This is a genomic window from Streptomyces sp. NPDC005808 (genome assembly GCF_042871385.1).
Taxonomy (GTDB): Bacteria; Actinomycetota; Actinomycetes; order Streptomycetales; family Streptomycetaceae; genus Streptomyces.
Genome location: NZ_JBIAIK010000025.1, coordinates 17357 through 33312, shown reverse-complemented (window position 1 = coordinate 33312; position 15956 = coordinate 17357). Strand labels below are relative to the sequence as shown.

Below are 15956 nucleotides of genomic sequence, written 5' to 3'. Positions count from 1 at the left end.
CAGCCGGCCCCCTGCGCCCCGTCCGCCGCCCTCAGCCGGTCCCCTGCGCCCCGTCGGCCGCCCTCAGCCGGTCCCCTGCGCCCCGTCGGCCACCCGCCGCCCGTACACCGCGACGAGCCCCTCGCGCGAGTCGTCGAGATAGACCGCGAGCAGCCGCTCGGCCTCGTCCCGGTCGCCCTTCTGAAGGGTCTGGAGGATCTCGCGGTTGCGCACGAGATACGGCTCGTGCAGCCGTCGCGGGTCGTCCACCACGTGGAACGCGAGGCGCAGTTCGGCGAAGACGCTGCGCATCAGCTCGTCGGTGCGGGCGCTCCCGGCGAGCGCGACGAGCTCCCGGTGGAAGTGGATGTTGGCCGTCGAGACGCCCGTCCACTCGCCTTCGCGCGCCGCCCGCTGCCCGTTCGCCACGGCTGTCGCGAGGCCGTCCACGGCGTACGGCGGCTCACCGAGACCCCGGACGACGGCACACTCGACGAGCGTGCGGGTGCGGTAGATGTCCTCGACATCCTCGACAGTCAGGACCCGTACGAACACCCCGCGGTTGAGCTCGTGGACGAGCAGCCGCTCGTGCGTGAGCAGCCGGAACGCCTCGCGCAGGGTGTTGCGCGAGACGCCGAGTGCTCCGCCGATGCTGTCCTCGGACAGCCGGGTGCCGGGCGGGAAGTACCCCTCGGCGATGCGACTCCTGAGGATGTCCGCGACTCGCTCGGCGGTGCTGGTGCGGCCCAGCAGGGCCCGGTCGTCGGCCAGTCCGGTCAGCTCTGCCATGACCGGAATTCAATCGCAGATACAAGAACGAAACAACATAGGTATTGAGGGATCGTTCAACGATCCTCTACCTTATCGGTCAGGCGTCGGTCGCATGGCCGCGAAATCGCGGCGCCTACGCGCTTCCCGCACGGCACGGCTCAGTCCAAGCACCCTCCGTCCCTCATTGCGAGGTGCCCATGAGCACGACCCCTCCGCCCCAGGCCCTGACCGCCGAAGACCGCTCCGAGGCGGCTGAACCCACCACCCAGGACGGCCCGTTCGCCTGGCTGCACGCTCTCGGCCCGCGTGGCCGCCGTGCCTTCGCGGGCGCCTTCGGCGGCTACGGCCTCGACTCGTACGACTACTTCACACTGCCGCTGAGCATGGTCGCGCTGGCGGCGTACTTCGGCCTGGACAGCGGCCAGACCGGCCTGTTCACCACTGTCACGCTGGTCGTCTCGGCGGTCGGTGGCGCCATCGCGGGCGTGGTCGCGGACCGGATCGGGCGCGTCAAGGCCCTGATGATCACCGTGATCACGTACGCGGTGTTCACCGTCGCCTGCGGTTTCGCGCCCAACTACGAGACGCTGCTGGTTTTCCGCGCCCTTCAGGGGCTCGGTTTCGGCGGCGAGTGGGCGGTCGGCGCGATCCTGGTCGCCGAGTACGCGAGTCCCAAGCACCGGGGCCGTACGCTCGGCGCGATCCAGAGTTCCTGGGCCGTCGGCTGGGGTCTGGCAGTGATCGTCTACACGATGGTCTTCCAGTTCCTCGACGACGATCTCGCCTGGCGCGTGATGTTCTGGACCGGCGCGCTGCCCGCGCTGCTCGTCGTCTGGGTGCGCCGCCGGGTGGAGGACGCTCCGAAAGCGGCCGCCGTGCGTGAGAAGAGCGCCAAGAAGGGCTCGTTCACGGCGATCTTCAAGCCCGCCACGGCCGACGGCCCCGGCCTCCTGCGCACCACATTCTTCGCGGTACTGCTGTCGACGGGTGTCCAGGGCGGCTACTACACGCTGGCCACCTGGGTGCCCACCTATCTCAAGACGGAGCGCGGGCTGTCCGTCGTCGGCACCGGCGGCTACCTCACGTTCCTGATCTCCGGGGCCTTCATCGGCTACCTCACCGGCGGCTATCTCACCGACAGACTGGGCCGCAAGCGCAACATCCTGCTCTTCGCGATCCTCTCGGCGGTGTGCATCCTGGCGTACGCCAACATCCCGAGCGGCGCCAACACCCTTGTCCTGGTGCTCGGTTTCCCGCTCGGCTTCTGTATGTCGGCCATCTTCAGCGGCTTCGGCTCCTTCCTCAGCGAGCTGTACCCGACGGCGGTGCGCGGCACGGGGCAGGGCTTCACGTACAACACCGGGCGGGCCGTGGGCGCCGTCTTCCCCACCACGGTCGGCTTCCTGGCCGACAGCTGGGGCGTGGGCGGAGCGCTGGTCTTCGGCGCCATCGGATACGCCCTCGCGGCGCTGGCGCTGATCGGGCTCCCCGAGACGCGTGGAAAGGAACTCCTGTGACCTCTCTGACCCCTGTCAGTCCAGCCGGCCGTGCCACCCAGGACCGCCCGTTGAGCGTCCTCGACAGCCACGCACACGCGTGGACCCCCAAGAAGGCGCGCGCCAGGTTCCGTTCGGGCGTGTCGGGTCCCACCGCCGGAGTCGCCGCGGGCCACACCCAGGCGAACCTGATCTCGGTGCCCGCCGACTGGGCGTACGACATGCTGCTGTTCTGCCAGCGCAATCCGAAGCCCTGCCCGGTCCTGGACGTCACCGACGCCGGCTCCTGGACCACTCCGCTCGCCGAGGGCGCGGACCTGCGCACCGACCTGCCGCGCTACCGGGTGTGGGAACACGGCGAGTTGGTGGCCGAGCCCACGGACGTGGTCGGTCACTGGCGCGGCGACCTCGTCTCGTTCCTCATCGGGTGCAGCTTCACCTTCGAGTGGGCGCTGAGCGAGGCGGGTGTCCCGATGCGCCACATCGAGCAGGGCCGCAACGTCTCCATGTACGTGACGGGACGCCAGTGCCGTCCGGCCGGGCGGCTGCACGGCCCCATGGTGGTCTCGATGCGCCCGGTCCCGCCCGAGCACCTGGCCGCGGCCATCCGGGAGAGCAGTCTGCTGCCCGCCGTGCACGGAAGTCCGGTGCACTGCGGCGAGCCGTCCGGGCTGGGTATCGAGGATCTCGCGCACCCCGACTTTGGCGACCATGTGGACGCCGAGCCGGGCGACATCCCGGTGTTCTGGGCGTGCGGCGTGACGCCCCAAGCGGCTGTGATGGCGTCCCGCCCGCCTTTCGCCATCACCCACGCACCCGGCCAGATGTTCGTCACGGACACTCGTGACGAGCAGTACCGCGTGGCCTGAACAGGAGAGACAGCGCCTTATGACACCGATCGATCTCAACGCCGACCTGGGCGAGGGCTTCGGCCGCTGGCACCTGACCGACGACGAACAGCTGCTGTCGGTCGTCACCAGCGCCAATGTGGCCTGCGGTTTCCACGCCGGGGACGCGACCACCATGCGGCGGGTGTGCGAGCTGGCGGCCGAGCGCGGTGTACGGATCGGCGCCCAGGTCTCCTACCGCGACCTGGCGGGTTTCGGGCGGCGCGCGATGGATGTGCCGCCCGAGGAACTGACGGCCGAAGTGGCTTACCAGATCGGCGCCCTGCAGGTCTTCGCGCGTGCGGCGGGGTCACGCGTGTCGTACGTGAAGCCGCACGGCGCGCTCTACAACCGCGTCGTGCACGACGAGGAGCAGGCGGGGGCGGTCGTCGACGGCGTACTGCTCGCGGACGCCTCCCTGCCCGTCCTCGGTCTCCCGTCCTCCCGTTTCCTGAAGCTGGCCGAGCGGGCGGGACTGCCCACTGTCACCGAGGCGTTCGCGGACCGCGCGTACACCGAGGAGGGCACCCTGGTGCCGCGCGCCCAGGACGGCGCGGTGATCACGGACCCTGACACCGTCCTCGAACGCTCGCTGGGCCTGGCCCGATTCGGCGTCGTGACCTCGCACTCCGGGGAGCGCGTCCCGGTCCGCGCCCGCTCCCTGTGCCTGCACGGGGACACCCCGGGCGCGGTGGACATGGCCCGCCGGGTCCGCGCCGGGCTCGAGTCCTCGGGCGTCCGCGTGGAGGCGTTCGCATGAGGGCACTGCCGGTCGGCGACCGCGCCCTGCTCGTCGAGGTCTCCTCGGGTGACGAGGCCCAGGCTCTGCACTCGGAACTGCTGCGCCGCCGTGCGGACGGCTCCCTCTCGGTCACGGAGATCGTGCCGGCGGCCCGCACGGTCCTCCTGGACGGCCTGGACGACCCCGTGCGCCTGGCGGCCCGCCTCGCCTCCTGGGACATCCCGGCACTGCCCGCGCGAGCGGACCAGGCGATCGAGATCCCGGTACGGTACGACGGCCCCGACCTGGCGGACGTCGCGGCCCTGTGGGGCGTGCCGGAGCACCGGGTGCCGGAGATCCACGCGGCGGCCGAGTTCCGCGTCGCCTTCTGCGGGTTCGCGCCCGGCTTCGGATACCTCACGGGCCTGCCGTCCGAGTACGACGTTCCCCGTCGGGCCACTCCGCGTACGACGGTTCCGGCGGGTTCCGTGGCGCTCGCGGGCCCGTACACCGGTGTGTACCCGCGCTCCTCGCCGGGCGGCTGGCAGCTGATCGGGACGACGGACGCGGTGCTGTGGGACCACGCGCGCGTGCCGGCCGCGCTGCTGGCTCCGGGCACGCGGGTCCGTTTCGTGCCGACGGGGCGCTCATGACGGACCGGGCCCTCTCCGTCGTGCGTGCCGGGGCCCTGACCACGGTCCAGGACCACGGGCGCCCCGGCCACGCCCACCTCGGCGTTCCGCGCTCCGGCGCGCTCGACCGGCCGGCCGCGGCGCTGGCCAACCGGCTCGTCGGGAACGCCTGCGAAGCGGCCGTCCTGGAGACGACGCTCAACGGGTGTGCTCTGCGCCCGCGTTCGCCGATCACCGTGGCGGTGGCGGGCGCGCCCTGCCCGGTCACCGTGGACGGCCGTCCCGCGCCCTGGGGAGCGGCCCTGCGTGTACCCGCAGGCGCGCTGCTGGACGTCGGTCCCGCGCGCGCGGGACTGCGCAGCTATGTGGCCGTCTCCGGAGGGCTCGCCGTGGATCCCGTCCTCGGCAGCCGCTCGACGGACCTCCTGTCGGGCCTTGGCCCCCCGCCCCTGACGGACGGCACGGTGCTGCCCCTTGGCCGCCCCGAAGCCGTCTACACGCGCGTGGACGTGGTCCCGCACCCCGCGCCGCCGTCCGAACTGGTCCTGCGGGTGACGCCGGGCCCGCGCGACGACTGGTTCACCGCGTCGGCCCTGCGCACCCTGACCACCCGGGTCTACCGGGTGTCGTCGGCGAGCAACCGCATCGGCCTGCGTACGGAAGGGCCCTCACTGGAGAGGGCCGTTTCCGGCGAACTGCCCAGTGAGGGCATGGTCCTGGGTGCCGTCCAGGTACCGCCCGACGGCAGGCCGGTGGTCTTCCTGGCCGACCACCCGACCACCGGCGGGTATCCGGTGATCGCTGTCGTCCGCCCGGCCGACCTCCCGGCAGCTGCTCAGGCCGTCCCCGGCACGCCGGTCCGCTTCGTGGCCGTACACCGGCGTTGAAGCTGTCCGGACACCGGCCGAACCGTCACGCCGGGTCCGGCTGGTGTTCGGTCACCGACAGGGCGGCCAGCGCGGCGGCCACGGCGTGCGAGGCGCTCAGGTCGAGGCGTGCGCTGGTACCGCGAGCCTTGTGGCGTACTTCGGCTGCGGCGAGGGTGAGCAGTTGCGGGAGCAGGTCCGTGCAGCGCCGCGCGACCCACCCGGTCCCGGCGGTGGCCAGCCACCAGAGGCTCGCCGACCGCGTGGGCGCGGGGAACTCGGGCTCGGCCGCGGGCTGGACACCGGCGGCGATGCCCTGCTCCGCGAGCAGCGCGTGGAACCGGAGCGCCAGCGCCCGGTGCCCCCGCTCCCCTGGGTGCAGTTTGTCCGCGCTCCACATCGCGCGGTCCTTCAGCCAGTCCTCCTCGGCGGCGTGCAGATGCAGCGCCCCGTGCCGCTCGGACAGGGCGTGCACGACCGCGTTGACAGCCCGCTGCCGCCGGGCCAGCGGCCGCGCCAGCGCGCCCGGCAGCCCGAGCATGTAGCCGGGATCGGGGAGGCAGGCCGTCATCACCACCGCTCCCTGGGCCCGGAACGCCGCGTACACCTTGTCGAGCCGTGCGGCCACGGAGTGGATGTCGAAGGTGTACCGCAGGGTGTCGTTGACTCCTATGACGACGGAGACCACGTCAGGTCCGAGGGCCATTGCCTCGGGCGTCTGGCGCTCCAGCACATCCCGTGTCTGAGCGCCGCTGACCGCCAGGTTGATGAACTCCACGGGTGCGTCCGCCGGGGCGAGACCCCGGGCGAGCAGTGCGGCCCATCCCCGCCAGACCTCCCCGACGGGGTCGCCCACGCCTTCCGTCAGCGAGTCCCCGAGGGCGACGAAACGAAGCGGTCTCATCCCACGCCCTCCTGAAGGCGCGGCCGCGCCTCGACCACCGCGTCGTGCGCGGCGAGGAAGCCCTCGACGGCGGTGCTCCAGCCGAAACACTCCGCACGCGCGCGTGCCGCTTCCCTGCGCTGCCCCTCGGGACGCCCAAGGAGCAGCCGCACCGCGTCCGCGAAGGAGTCCCCGTTGTCCGCGGCGGTGGCCCCGGCGGACCCGATGACCTCCGGCAGGGCGGACAGGGAGCTCGCCACCACCGGCGTACCGCAGGCCATCGCCTCCAGGGCGGCGAGCCCGAACGTCTCGGCGGGCCCGGGGGCCAGGCAGACGTCGGCGGAGGCCTGGAGCGCGCCGAGCGCGGCGCGGTCCGCGAGGTGTCCGAGGAAGGTGACGGGCAGCCTGCGCTCCCGGGCTCGCTGTTCGAGCCGGGTCCGCAGCGGTCCGTCGCCGGCGACGACGAGGACCGCGCGCTGTCCGCGCCGCAGCAGCGCCTCCAGCCCGTCCAGCGCCGTACCCGGACGCTTCTCGACGGACAGTCTGGAGCACATCACGAGCAGAGCCTGGTCCACGCGCGCGTAGCGGGCCCGCACTGCGGGATCCCGCAGTGCGGGGTCCCGTCCCACCAGATCGACGCCCAGCGGGGCGCGTACGACGTTGCGGGCGCCGATCCGGACGAACTCGCGCTCGGCGAATTCCGTGGTGCACACCACACGTGAGTAGGTGTGCGCCGTCCGCACGTTGAGGGCGTCCGCGGTGCGCCGGGCCAACCCCTCGGGGAGCCCCCAGGTCCGCAGCACGCCGTCGGCGGTCTCGTGGGAGACCATCACGGCGGGCACCCGGGCCCGCCGCGCCCACACGCCGGTCCAGCGCAGGGTGGTGCGGTCGGAGACCTCCAGGCGGTCGGGAGCGAGCGACTCCAGGAGCCGGGCGACCCGCCGCTTGTCCGTGAGCACGCGATAGCCGCCGGTACCGGGCAGCACCGGCCCGGGAAGCGTGATGACGCGCCCCTGCTCGGTCTCACGGTCGGTGGCGCGCTCGCCGGGGACGATGAGCACCGGCTCATGTCCCGCGGCCAGGTAGCCCGTGCCCAGCTCCCGCAGCGCGGTGCGCAGGCCCCCGGAGGCGGGGGCGACGAAGTTGGCGAGCCGTACGATGCGCAGGCTCACGCCGCCACCGCCGTCCGCGCGGAGAGCACGTCGCTGTAGTGCCCGATGAGCTGATCGCCGACGGCGGCCCAGGTTCTGCCCTCGACCATGTCCCGGGCCGCGGCACCGTAGGCGGCCCGGAGCGCCGGATCGGCGGCCAGGGCCCACACCGCGTCGCGAACGGCGGCCGCGTCGCGCGGCGGCACCAGGAACCCGGTACGCCCGTGGGCCACCAGGTCGAGCGGTCCGCCCGCGGCCGGCGCGACGACGGGCACCCCGCTGGCCATGGCCTCCTGCACGGTCTGGCAGAAGGTCTCGAACGGGCCGGTGTGTGCGAAGACGTCCAGCGAGGCGAAGATCCGGGCGAGTTCGTCGCCCGTGCGACGCCCGAGGAAGACCGCTCCGGGCAGCTGCTCGGTGAGGCTGTCCTGACTCGGTCCGTCGCCCACGATCACGAGACGCACGCCGTCCAGGCCGCATACCCCGGAGAGCAGTTCGACCTGCTTCTCGGGAGCGAGCCTGCCGACGTAACCGACGATCAGCTCACCGTTCGGCGCCAGCTCGCGGCGCATCGCCTCGTCCCGGCGGTCGGGACGGAAGCGCTCTGTGTCCACGCCACGCGCCCACAGCTTCACCCGCGGCACTCCGTGTGCCTCCAGGTCGTGCAGGGCCACGCTGGACGGAGCGAGCGTCCGGTCCGCGGCGGCGTGCACGGAGCGAATGCGCCGCCACGCGGTGGCCTCGCCGGCGCCCACGTACGTACGGGCGTATCCGGCGAGGTCGGTCTGGTAGACGGCGACGGCGGGGATGCCGAGGCGGGTGGCCGCGGCCATACCGCGGACGCCGAGGATGAAGGGGCTGGCCAGGTGAACGATGTCCGCGCGGTGTTCGGTGATCGCCGCGGCGACGCGTCGGCTGGGGAGGGCGACGCGGACCTGGGGGTAGCCCGGGAGCGGAATGGAGGGGATTCGGACGACAGGGCACGGCGCGGTGGCGTCGGGCCCGCTCCCGGCGGCGGTGGCCGGGGCGACGACGAGGGGAACGTGACCGCGATCGACGAGGTGCCGGGCGGTCTGAAGCGCGCAGTGGGCCACGCCGTTCACATCGGGGGGAAAGGATTCGGTCACGATGACGACTCGCATACCCGTGTTCTCGCCCGGCTGGACGTGGCGGTGTCAACGTGGATCTTTCCGTACGGGGAACGTCCCATGAGCGTTGGACTCCGCACCCGTCCAGGTCAGTCCGTGTCCACGACTTCCTGACTCCTGAGTCACCGAACGTTCATACGGCGGGCATGTCCGGACCGATTCTGCTCCGTACCGCTGTCTGCACCTCGGCCTCCTCGGCCGGATCCGCCGCCAGCCTGCGCAGCTGATCCACCACACGTGCGTCAGCGGTCTCCGCATGCCGCGCGGCGACCTCGCGGGTGGTCTCCTCGCAGTCCCACAGGCACTCGACGGCGAAGCCGGCGGGGAAGGACGGATCGGTGGCGGCGAGTGCGCGGGCGGCGCGCCCGCGCAGATGGGACGAGGCGGTCTCGCGGTAGACATGCCGCAGGACGGGTGCGGCGCAGAGGATGCCGAGCCGACCGGCCCCGTCGACGAGGGTCCACAGTGTGGGGGCGTCGGGGCCCTCGCCCCGTACGGCCTCGCGCAGTGCGCCCAGCACCAGGTCGCTGTCCTGCGTACCGCCCCGGCAGGCGAGCATCCGGCCCGCGGCGGCTCCCAGGGGATCGGGCCGGTGGGCCCAGCTCCGCGCCCGCTCGACGGCGCCGATACTACACATTCGTTCGAATGCCTCGACGGCGGCCTCGACCACCGCCGTCGAACCGGTGGCCGCTGCGCCCTCGATCAGGTCGAGAGCGTCCGGGTCATTGCTGTCGGCGAGATAGCGCAAGGCGGTGCAGCGGGCTCCGTCGCCGCCGCCTCGGGCGGCCTCGACGATGTCGGGCCGGTCCTCGGGGCCTGCGACGGCGCTGAGGCAGCGGGCTGCCGGGACATGGAGTGCGGCTCCGCGTTCGATGCCCTGCTCGGCCCACTCGAAGACGGCCTGCACGCTCCACCCCGGGCGGGGCCCGGCCGGTCGCATCTGGCGCTGCCAACGGTCGAAGGAGCCCCGTTCCTGGGCGGCACGCACACGCGTGCCGATGGATTCGCGTGGATCGTCGGCCCACAGCCGCCAGGGCCGTGGCTCGAACGCGTCGCGCACGGTGGCGGCCAGCGCGGCCTCACCCTCGGCGTCGGCCGGGAAGCGGGCGAGCACGGGTGCCGCGAGCGCCCGCAGACCCGCGTCGTCGTCGCGCAGGGCAAGCTCGTCCAGGGCCCAGGCCCAGTTGGTGCCGGAGGCGGCGTACCGGCGCAGCAGTTCGAGCGCGTCCCGCCTGCCGTACGAGGCGAGGTGCCCGAGGACCGCCAGCGCGAGCCCGGTGCGCGACTCGCAGTCGTCGAGCACGTCCTCGGTGTCGAAGAGGTGCCGCTCGATCTCGTCGAGCTCACCGCTCACGTCGAGGTAGAGACGGGCGTAGTAGAGGGAGCGGTTCTCCACCTGCCAGTCGTGGCGGGGATCGCGGAGCACACACTGGTTCAGCGCCGCGAGCGCCTCGGCGCGCGGTGCGGTGAGCGCGTGCAGCGTGCCGTCGCCGCGACCCCTCTGGAGCAGGCCGAGCAGCGTACCGCTGGGCGCTATGACCGGATCGAACATGGGAAACAGCCTCACATCAAGCGTCGACGCAACCGGGATCCTGCATTACCTGGCCACGTGACAACACGTCGGAGAGCCCGCCGTCTCTTGCTTGCTGTAGACCATCTTCCTCTGCCTCTCGTCGGTGGGCCCATGCGGGCCGCATCACGGCCCGCGCGGTGCGGCAACACCTGCCCAGCCGTCACGTCCGTGAATCACGACGTCATGATGACCCAGCGGTTCTTCCCGCCGCGACCGCATTTCCGGCGGCCCCGCTCCGCCTCCCCCATTTTCTTCGTTTCGCCTGTTCAGGGCGTTGAAGTCAGCGTGTACCGAACAATTCGAGCAGCTCGGTCTTGCCGAACATGCGCGCCGTGTCGACAGCCGAGGGCGTCCCCGCGGCCGGATCGGCACCGCCGTCCAGGAGTGCCCGGATCACGGCCTCCTCGCCCTTGAAGACGGCCCCCGCGAGCGGCGTCTGCCCCCGGTCGTTGATGCGGTCGGCCTCGGCGCCGCGCTCCAGCAGGGCTCGTACGGCGTCGGCATGGCCGTGGTAGGCGGCGAGCATCACGAGCGAGTCGCCGCGGTCGTTGGTGAGGTTGGCCGGAACGCCCGCGTCGACGTATGCGACGAGCGCCTCGGTCTCGCCACGGCGCGCCAGATCGAAGATCTTGGTCGCCAGCTCCACGACCTCCGGGTCGGGGGCTTCACTCATCGCCGGACCGCCTCTCACTGCAACCGTTCGGGTGAATCGCCAGCGTACTGGCTCGGGCGGCACATGACCGGCACCGTCTTCGGCAAAGATCACAACGGATTTCTGGCGTGCAGCGGACCTTCTCCAGCGGCCCGATCGACTCCGCCATACGGGTGCATTTCTGGGAATTTCACCCCATTGCACCTTTTGTCGTATGGATACATGCTGTGATCCTGGAAGAACTCATGGTGACTGTCCCCACGAACCAGGAGAGCTCAAATGATTCTGTCCATCTCAGGCGTCGTCCTCCTCGGCATCATCGTCTTCCTCTTCTTCAAGAAGGACGGGCTCAAAGGGTCGCACGCCTTTGTGGCCGCGCTGTTCGGGTTCTACCTGGCAAGCACGGCCATCGCTCCGAGCATCAAGGCCGGCGGGGAGAGCCTTGCCGGCCTCCTCGGCGGGATCAAGTTCTGACGTCCCTCCCTCTCGTACGCAGCATCAGGAGACAGCAGTGGCCCGGCGCCCTCTTCCCCGCATTCTGAGCAACGGCAGCGCACAGATCGCCCGAAGCCGGGATCTGGCCCGGACGGCAGCCGACAACGCCACCGACGTCCTCCACCCGCTGATCACGATCACTCGTGGACTGCGCCGGCTGGCGGCCGCCGGACGGCGCAAGTGGGCCGATACGCCCAAGGACCGGCGCGGGCCACTGCTGTTCCTGGTGGCCTCGGTGGTCCTGGTCGTGGCACTGGTGCCGTACGGACCGCTGCTCGCCGTCATCACCCTGATGGCGGCGGCAGCCTGGGCGGGCCGCGAACGCGCCGCGCCGGCGCCGACGGGCCCCGACGAGCCGCAGACCCAGCGCCTCCAGTCGCTGTACGAAGCCCTGGTCCCCTACTTCTCCACGGCCGAGGATCCCGCTCCCCTCTATGCCCACGGCGGCGACTGGGAGAAGGCCTTCTCGTCCTACGACTTCGACGACGACGGACGGGTGTCCCAGCTCCACCTCCGCTACCCGGCCTACTTCACCGACTCGGAGGCGAGCTCGCGCACGCGGATCGAGCAGCTCCTGCACGCCAAGTCCGGCCGTGGCCGTGAGTACCACTTCGAGTGGGACGAGGAGGGCAACGAGCTGAGGGTCACGGTCCTCCCGCCCCTCCCCACCGACATCGCCGCCCAGCGGTTCGTGACCGCGCCGGGCGAGACGGTCCTCGGCTTCACCGACCCCGCCGACGTCCAGCGCACGCTCCCCCTCACCTACGGTGCGGAACAGCGTGACGTTCCCCCGGTCGTCTGGCGTACCGGGCCCCGCTCCACGGAGCCGCATCTCCTTGTCGCGGGCGAACCGGGCAGCGGCACCACCACACTCCTGCGCTCGATCGCCCTGCAGTGTCTCCAGTACGGCGATGTCGTGATGGTCGAAGGCGCGGGCACCGGCGAGTACGCGTGCCTGACGGGCCGCCAGGGTGTCCTGGCCGTCGAGTGCGGGCTCGCCGGGGCGCTCGCGAGCCTGGAGTGGGCCGCCCACGAGACGGAGCGGCGCCTCATCGCCGCGAACCGCGCCCGGCAGGCGGGCCAGCCCGCGCCGGACGACACCAAGCACCCGTTGTGGATCCTGCTGGACCGCCCGAGCGCCTTGGGGCACTTCGCCGCGGTCGACGGCCGCAACGACCCCCAGTCACTCCTCCAGGTCCCGCTGCGCCATGGCCGTGCGGCCGGTGTCACGGTCGTCGTCGCCGAGCACTTCGAGAGCCTCGACTCGCTCAGCGACGCCGTCCGCCAGCACACCCGCGCGCGCGTGGTGCTCGGTCCCGCGTCCCCCGCCCAGCTGGAGGCGGTGCTCGGCGCACCCCCGCACACCACTCCCACCCGCGACGTACCCCCGGGACGCGGGTACGCCCGCCTCGGCACCGGACCCGTTCTGCGCCTCCAGGTCCCGGCGACCCCGGACCCCTACGACGACGCGACCAGCGAGACCCACCGCAGGGCGGTCCTGGACCTCCTCCCGGAGCGCACGACTCCGGCGGAGGCACAGATCAGCCCGTCCGGCGTCTGATGACGAGGCCGTTCAGACCGACAGCCGGGGGCTCCAGCCCCAGCTACGGAGGGAGTGAAAGCCCACCCCTAAGCCACGAACGTCCGAGGCGCCTCACTCCCTGAGGCACCGGTCTCCACCAACCGCGCCGCCGCCGCCAGCCGTACCGCCGCCTCCTCCGCCACCGCGCCCCCGACCGTGAACGGCAGCCGCACATACCCCTCGAAGGCACCGTCCACCCCGAAACGCGGCCCGGACGGCACCCGGACCCCCACCCGCTCCCCGACCTCGGCGAGCCGTGAGCCGGACAGCCCACCGGTCCGCACCCACAACGTGAGCCCGCCCCGCGGCACCGAGAACTCCCACTCGGGCAGCTCGCGCCGTACGGCGGCGACGAGCGCGTCCCGGTTCTCCCGGGCCTGCGTCCGCCGGATCTCCACCGCCTGCTCCCAGCCTCCGGTGCTGAGCAGCCAGTTGACGGCCAGTTGCTCCAGTACGGGTGTGCCCAGGTCGGCGTACGCGCGCGCGGCGACCAGGCTGCGGATCACATCAGGAGCGGCCCGCACCCACCCGATCCGCATCCCGGCCCAGAAGGCCTTGCTGGCGGACCCGACCGTGATGACCGTGGACCCGGCGGGGTCGAAACTGCACACCGGACGGGGCATGGCCGGCCCGTCGTCGTCCAGGTTGAGTTCACTCATCGTCTCGTCCACGACGAGCACGGTCCCCGCGGACCGGGCCGCGTCCACCAGCACGCGCCGGCGGTCCTCGTCGGCAAGGGCGCCCGTCGGGTTGTGGAAGTCGGCGACGACGTACGCGAGCCGGGGGGCCGAGTCCCGCAGGACCTGCCGCCAGCGGTCCATGTCCCACCCGGCGAGCCCCTCGGCCATCGCGACCGGCACAAGCCGGGCCCCGGCCTCGCGCATCAGCTGAAGGATGTTGGCGTACGAAGGCGACTCGACGGCGATCCGCTCGCCGCGCCCGGCGAAGAGATGACAGATCGCGTCGATCGCGCCCATCGCCCCGGTGGTCACCATGATCTGTTCGGGCATGGTCGGAATGCCGCGCGCGGTGTACCGCTCGGCGAGCATCGAGCGCAGCGCGGGCAGTCCGGCCGGATAGTCGCCGTGGGTGTGCGCGTACGGCGGCAGTTCCTCCAGAGCGCCCTGCACGGCCCGGGTGAGCCATGGCTCGGGTGCGGGCAGCGCCGCGCAGCCGAGGTCGATCATGGATCCGAGGGCCTCGGGCGGCAGCGGCTCAAGTCCGCGCGCGGGCAGCGGATTGCCCGCGGGCACGGCGGTCCAGCTGCCCGCTCCGCGGCGGGACTCCAGGAACCCTTCGGACCGCAGCGCCTCGTAGGCAGCGGCGACCGTCGTGCGGCTGACGGACAGGGACACCGCGAGCTCCCGCTCTGCGGGCAGCCGCGCGGCGACCGGCACCCGGCCTTCGAGTACCAGGAGCCGGATCCCGTCGGCGAGCGCGCGATAGGCGGGCGGACGACGGGAGCCGGGCCCCGCGGGGCGTTCCTGCTGGGAGCTGAGCAACCGGGCGAGCTGGGCGGCACCCACCGCCGAAGTCCACTGAGTCATGACTCCCAGTCCACCTTCCCGAAATTGGCCATGGATGCAATGACTTCTCAAGCCACAGAGTGTCACGTGCCAGGCCACGACCACACCGCAGGGGGCTTCTCTTGTCCACGCGCACGTCTCGCCCGGAGGCCGAAATGCCCGCCTCCCGACGACTCCCGCGCCGGCTCGTCCAGCTGTACGCCGGCCTGGCGCTGTACGGCGCGAGCTCGGCCCTGCTCGTGGAGGCCGGCCTCGGCCTGGAGCCCTGGAACGTGCTGCACCAGGGTCTCGCCGAGCTGACCGGCCTGACGATCGGTGTGGTGTCGATCTTCGTGGGCGCGGCGGTGCTGCTCCTGTGGATCCCGCTCCGCCAGCGCCCGGGCCTGGGCACGGTCTCCAACGTCTTCGTGGTCGGCATCGCCATGGACGGCACCCTCGCCCTCCTGCCCGACGCACACACCCTCGCCGTACGGATTCCCCTTCTCGTGGCGGGCATCGTGCTGAACGGCGCGGCGACCGGCCTCTACATCAGCGCGCGCTGGGGCCCGGGGCCGCGCGACGGCCTGATGACGGGCCTGCACCGGCGCACCGGCCGCTCGATCCGGCTGATGCGCACCTTCGTCGAAGTGGCGGTCGTGGCGACCGGTTTCGCCCTCGGCGGGACGGTCGGTGTCGGTACCGTCCTTTATGCGGTCGCCATCGGCTCGCTCGCCCAGTTCTTCCTGCGCGTGTTCGCCGTCCGCCCGGCACCGGGAGGCAGCACGGTGGTTGCCGCGGGTCAACCGGAGCCCGCCATACTTCCCGGGTGAGCACGCGCATACGTCACCCGTATCTCGACCATCCCGGCCCGATCGCCTTCGCACACCGGGGCGGCGCGGCGGACGGTCTGGAGAACACCCTGGCCCAGTTCCGGCGGGCGGTGGAGGCGGGCTACCGCTACATCGAGACGGACGTGCACGCGACGGCGGACGGCAAGCTCGTCGCCTTCCACGACTCGACCCTGGACCGGGTGACGGACGGGGCGGGCCGGATCGCGGACCTGCCGTGGGAGGACGTGCGCCAGGCGCGCGTGGCCGGCAAGGAACCGGTGCCCCTCTTCGAGGAACTGCTCGAAACCTTCCCCGAGGTGCGCTGGAACGTCGACATCAAGGCCGAACCCGCCCTGCACCCCCTGCTCAACCTGATCGGCCGCACCGGCGCCTGGGACCGCGTCTGCGTCGGCTCGTTCTCCGAGGCGCGTGTCTTGCGCGCCCAGCGCCTGGCCGGACCGCGCCTGGCCACCTCGTACGGCACCCGGGGGGTCCTGGGGCTGCGATTGCGCTCGTACGGCATACCGGCCGCGGTGCGCGGCTCGGCGATCGCCGCGCAGGTGCCCGTGTCCCAGTCGGGCGTGCCCGTGGTCGACCGGCGCTTCCTGAGTGCGGCCCACGCGCGCGGGCTGCAGGTGCACGTGTGGACGGTGAACGACGCGGATCGGATGCACCGGCTCCTGGACCTGGGAGTCGATGGCATCATGACCGATCACATCGACACGCTGCGCAGCGTCCTGGAGGACCGGGGCACTTGGGTCTGAGCCCCGCCGCGCGGTCCGTTC

Annotated in this window: 16 protein-coding genes; 9 read left to right on the top strand and 7 right to left on the bottom strand. The window is 72.2% G+C overall.

What is annotated here, in order from left to right; translation table 11 throughout:
* Nucleotides 1-63: 63 nt before the first annotated feature.
* On the bottom strand, nucleotides 64-768 hold the full coding sequence (locus ACFYPC_RS35165) for a GntR family transcriptional regulator (protein WP_391891347.1): 705 nt from the start codon (nucleotides 766-768) through the stop codon (nucleotides 64-66).
* A gap of 179 nt (nucleotides 769-947) precedes the next feature.
* On the opposite strand from ACFYPC_RS35165, the gene ACFYPC_RS35160 reads away from it, so the two are divergent.
* Genes ACFYPC_RS35160 through ACFYPC_RS35140 form a run of 5 tightly spaced genes read left to right on the top strand, consistent with a single transcriptional unit; the run spans nucleotide 948 to nucleotide 5373 of the window.
* Entirely contained in the window at nucleotides 948-2267 is a 1320-nt protein-coding gene (locus ACFYPC_RS35160; RefSeq protein WP_391891345.1) for an MFS transporter, read from the top strand.
* Nucleotides 2264-3115 (top strand): putative hydro-lyase, encoded by an 852-nt coding sequence (locus ACFYPC_RS35155; RefSeq protein WP_391891343.1) that lies wholly within the window; start codon nucleotides 2264-2266, stop codon nucleotides 3113-3115. Before ACFYPC_RS35160 ends, ACFYPC_RS35155 begins: the two co-directional genes overlap by 4 nt.
* Nucleotides 3116-3134: 19 nt before the next feature.
* Nucleotides 3135-3893: a LamB/YcsF family protein gene (locus ACFYPC_RS35150; protein WP_391891341.1), complete on the top strand. Its 759-nt coding sequence runs from the start codon at nucleotides 3135-3137 to the stop codon at nucleotides 3891-3893.
* A complete protein-coding gene (gene pxpB, locus ACFYPC_RS35145) occupies nucleotides 3890-4507 on the top strand; it encodes a 5-oxoprolinase subunit PxpB (RefSeq protein WP_391891339.1) in 618 nt (205 codons plus the stop codon). Before ACFYPC_RS35150 ends, pxpB begins: the two co-directional genes overlap by 4 nt.
* Complete coding sequence (locus ACFYPC_RS35140) at nucleotides 4504-5373, top strand: biotin-dependent carboxyltransferase family protein (protein ID WP_391891337.1); 870 nt, start codon at nucleotides 4504-4506, stop codon at nucleotides 5371-5373. The genes pxpB and ACFYPC_RS35140 overlap by 4 nt, the downstream gene beginning before the upstream one ends.
* Nucleotides 5374-5398: 25 nt before the next feature.
* On the opposite strand, the gene ACFYPC_RS35135 is transcribed toward ACFYPC_RS35140, so the two are convergent.
* From ACFYPC_RS35135 to ACFYPC_RS35115, 5 genes are all read right to left on the bottom strand, one after another.
* A complete protein-coding gene (locus ACFYPC_RS35135; RefSeq protein WP_391891335.1) occupies nucleotides 5399-6256 on the bottom strand; it encodes an SGNH/GDSL hydrolase family protein in 858 nt (285 codons plus the stop codon).
* Nucleotides 6253-7407 (bottom strand): glycosyltransferase, encoded by a 1155-nt coding sequence (locus tag ACFYPC_RS35130; RefSeq protein ID WP_391891333.1) that lies wholly within the window; start codon nucleotides 7405-7407, stop codon nucleotides 6253-6255. Before ACFYPC_RS35130 ends, ACFYPC_RS35135 begins: the two co-directional genes overlap by 4 nt.
* The gene (locus ACFYPC_RS35125; RefSeq protein ID WP_391891331.1) at nucleotides 7404-8528 is read right to left on the bottom strand and encodes a glycosyltransferase family 4 protein; all 1125 of its coding nucleotides are present in this window, start codon (nucleotides 8526-8528) and stop codon (nucleotides 7404-7406) included. Before ACFYPC_RS35125 ends, ACFYPC_RS35130 begins: the two co-directional genes overlap by 4 nt.
* Before the next feature lie 139 nt (nucleotides 8529-8667).
* Nucleotides 8668-10086, bottom strand: coding sequence for a HEAT repeat domain-containing protein (locus ACFYPC_RS35120; protein WP_391891329.1), 1419 nt, complete (start codon nucleotides 10084-10086; stop codon nucleotides 8668-8670).
* A 301-nt stretch (nucleotides 10087-10387) separates the two neighbouring features.
* Complete coding sequence (locus ACFYPC_RS35115) at nucleotides 10388-10780, bottom strand: ankyrin repeat domain-containing protein (RefSeq protein WP_391891327.1); 393 nt, start codon at nucleotides 10778-10780, stop codon at nucleotides 10388-10390.
* Nucleotides 10781-11038: 258 nt separating this feature from the next.
* Here ACFYPC_RS35115 and ACFYPC_RS35110 point away from each other — a divergent pair, with 258 nt between their 5' ends.
* Both ACFYPC_RS35110 and ACFYPC_RS35105 read left to right on the top strand, forming a co-directional pair.
* Complete coding sequence (locus tag ACFYPC_RS35110) at nucleotides 11039-11233, top strand: hypothetical protein (RefSeq protein ID WP_266824614.1); 195 nt, start codon at nucleotides 11039-11041, stop codon at nucleotides 11231-11233.
* A gap of 37 nt (nucleotides 11234-11270) precedes the next feature.
* Entirely contained in the window at nucleotides 11271-12815 is a 1545-nt protein-coding gene (locus tag ACFYPC_RS35105) for a hypothetical protein (RefSeq protein ID WP_391891325.1), read from the top strand.
* A gap of 68 nt (nucleotides 12816-12883) precedes the next feature.
* Here the strand turns inward: ACFYPC_RS35105 and ACFYPC_RS35100 are convergent, their stop codons facing one another.
* Nucleotides 12884-14383: a PLP-dependent aminotransferase family protein gene (locus ACFYPC_RS35100; RefSeq protein ID WP_391891323.1), complete on the bottom strand. Its 1500-nt coding sequence runs from the start codon at nucleotides 14381-14383 to the stop codon at nucleotides 12884-12886.
* A gap of 134 nt (nucleotides 14384-14517) precedes the next feature.
* Between ACFYPC_RS35100 and ACFYPC_RS35095 the strand changes: the two genes are divergently transcribed.
* Nucleotides 14518-15171 carry a YitT family protein gene (locus ACFYPC_RS35095; RefSeq protein WP_391891321.1) on the top strand — a complete coding sequence of 218 codons (654 nt, stop codon included), beginning with the start codon at nucleotides 14518-14520 and terminating at the stop codon, nucleotides 15169-15171.
* Nucleotides 15168-15935: a glycerophosphodiester phosphodiesterase gene (locus ACFYPC_RS35090; protein WP_391891319.1), complete on the top strand. Its 768-nt coding sequence runs from the start codon at nucleotides 15168-15170 to the stop codon at nucleotides 15933-15935. Before ACFYPC_RS35095 ends, ACFYPC_RS35090 begins: the two co-directional genes overlap by 4 nt.
* Nucleotides 15936-15956 lie beyond the last annotated feature (21 nt).

Excerpts from the sequence above, each read along its gene's own strand:
- ACFYPC_RS35165 (WP_391891347.1), bottom strand. The coding sequence starts at position 768 with ATGGCAGAGCTGACCGGACTGGCCGACGACCGGGCCCTGCTGGGCCGC.
- ACFYPC_RS35160 (WP_391891345.1), top strand. The coding sequence starts at position 948 with ATGAGCACGACCCCTCCGCCCCAGGCCCTGACCGCCGAAGACCGCTCC.
- ACFYPC_RS35150 (WP_391891341.1), top strand. The coding sequence starts at position 3,135 with ATGACACCGATCGATCTCAACGCCGACCTGGGCGAGGGCTTCGGCCGC.
- pxpB (WP_391891339.1), top strand. The coding sequence starts at position 3,890 with ATGAGGGCACTGCCGGTCGGCGACCGCGCCCTGCTCGTCGAGGTCTCC.
- ACFYPC_RS35140 (WP_391891337.1), top strand. The coding sequence starts at position 4,504 with ATGACGGACCGGGCCCTCTCCGTCGTGCGTGCCGGGGCCCTGACCACG.
- ACFYPC_RS35135 (WP_391891335.1), bottom strand. The coding sequence starts at position 6,256 with ATGAGACCGCTTCGTTTCGTCGCCCTCGGGGACTCGCTGACGGAAGGC.
- ACFYPC_RS35125 (WP_391891331.1), bottom strand. The coding sequence starts at position 8,528 with ATGCGAGTCGTCATCGTGACCGAATCCTTTCCCCCCGATGTGAACGGC.
- ACFYPC_RS35120 (WP_391891329.1), bottom strand. The coding sequence starts at position 10,086 with ATGTTCGATCCGGTCATAGCGCCCAGCGGTACGCTGCTCGGCCTGCTC.
- ACFYPC_RS35115 (WP_391891327.1), bottom strand. The coding sequence starts at position 10,780 with ATGAGTGAAGCCCCCGACCCGGAGGTCGTGGAGCTGGCGACCAAGATC.
- ACFYPC_RS35110 (WP_266824614.1), top strand. The coding sequence starts at position 11,039 with ATGATTCTGTCCATCTCAGGCGTCGTCCTCCTCGGCATCATCGTCTTC.
- ACFYPC_RS35100 (WP_391891323.1), bottom strand. The coding sequence starts at position 14,383 with ATGACTCAGTGGACTTCGGCGGTGGGTGCCGCCCAGCTCGCCCGGTTG.
- ACFYPC_RS35095 (WP_391891321.1), top strand. The coding sequence starts at position 14,518 with ATGCCCGCCTCCCGACGACTCCCGCGCCGGCTCGTCCAGCTGTACGCC.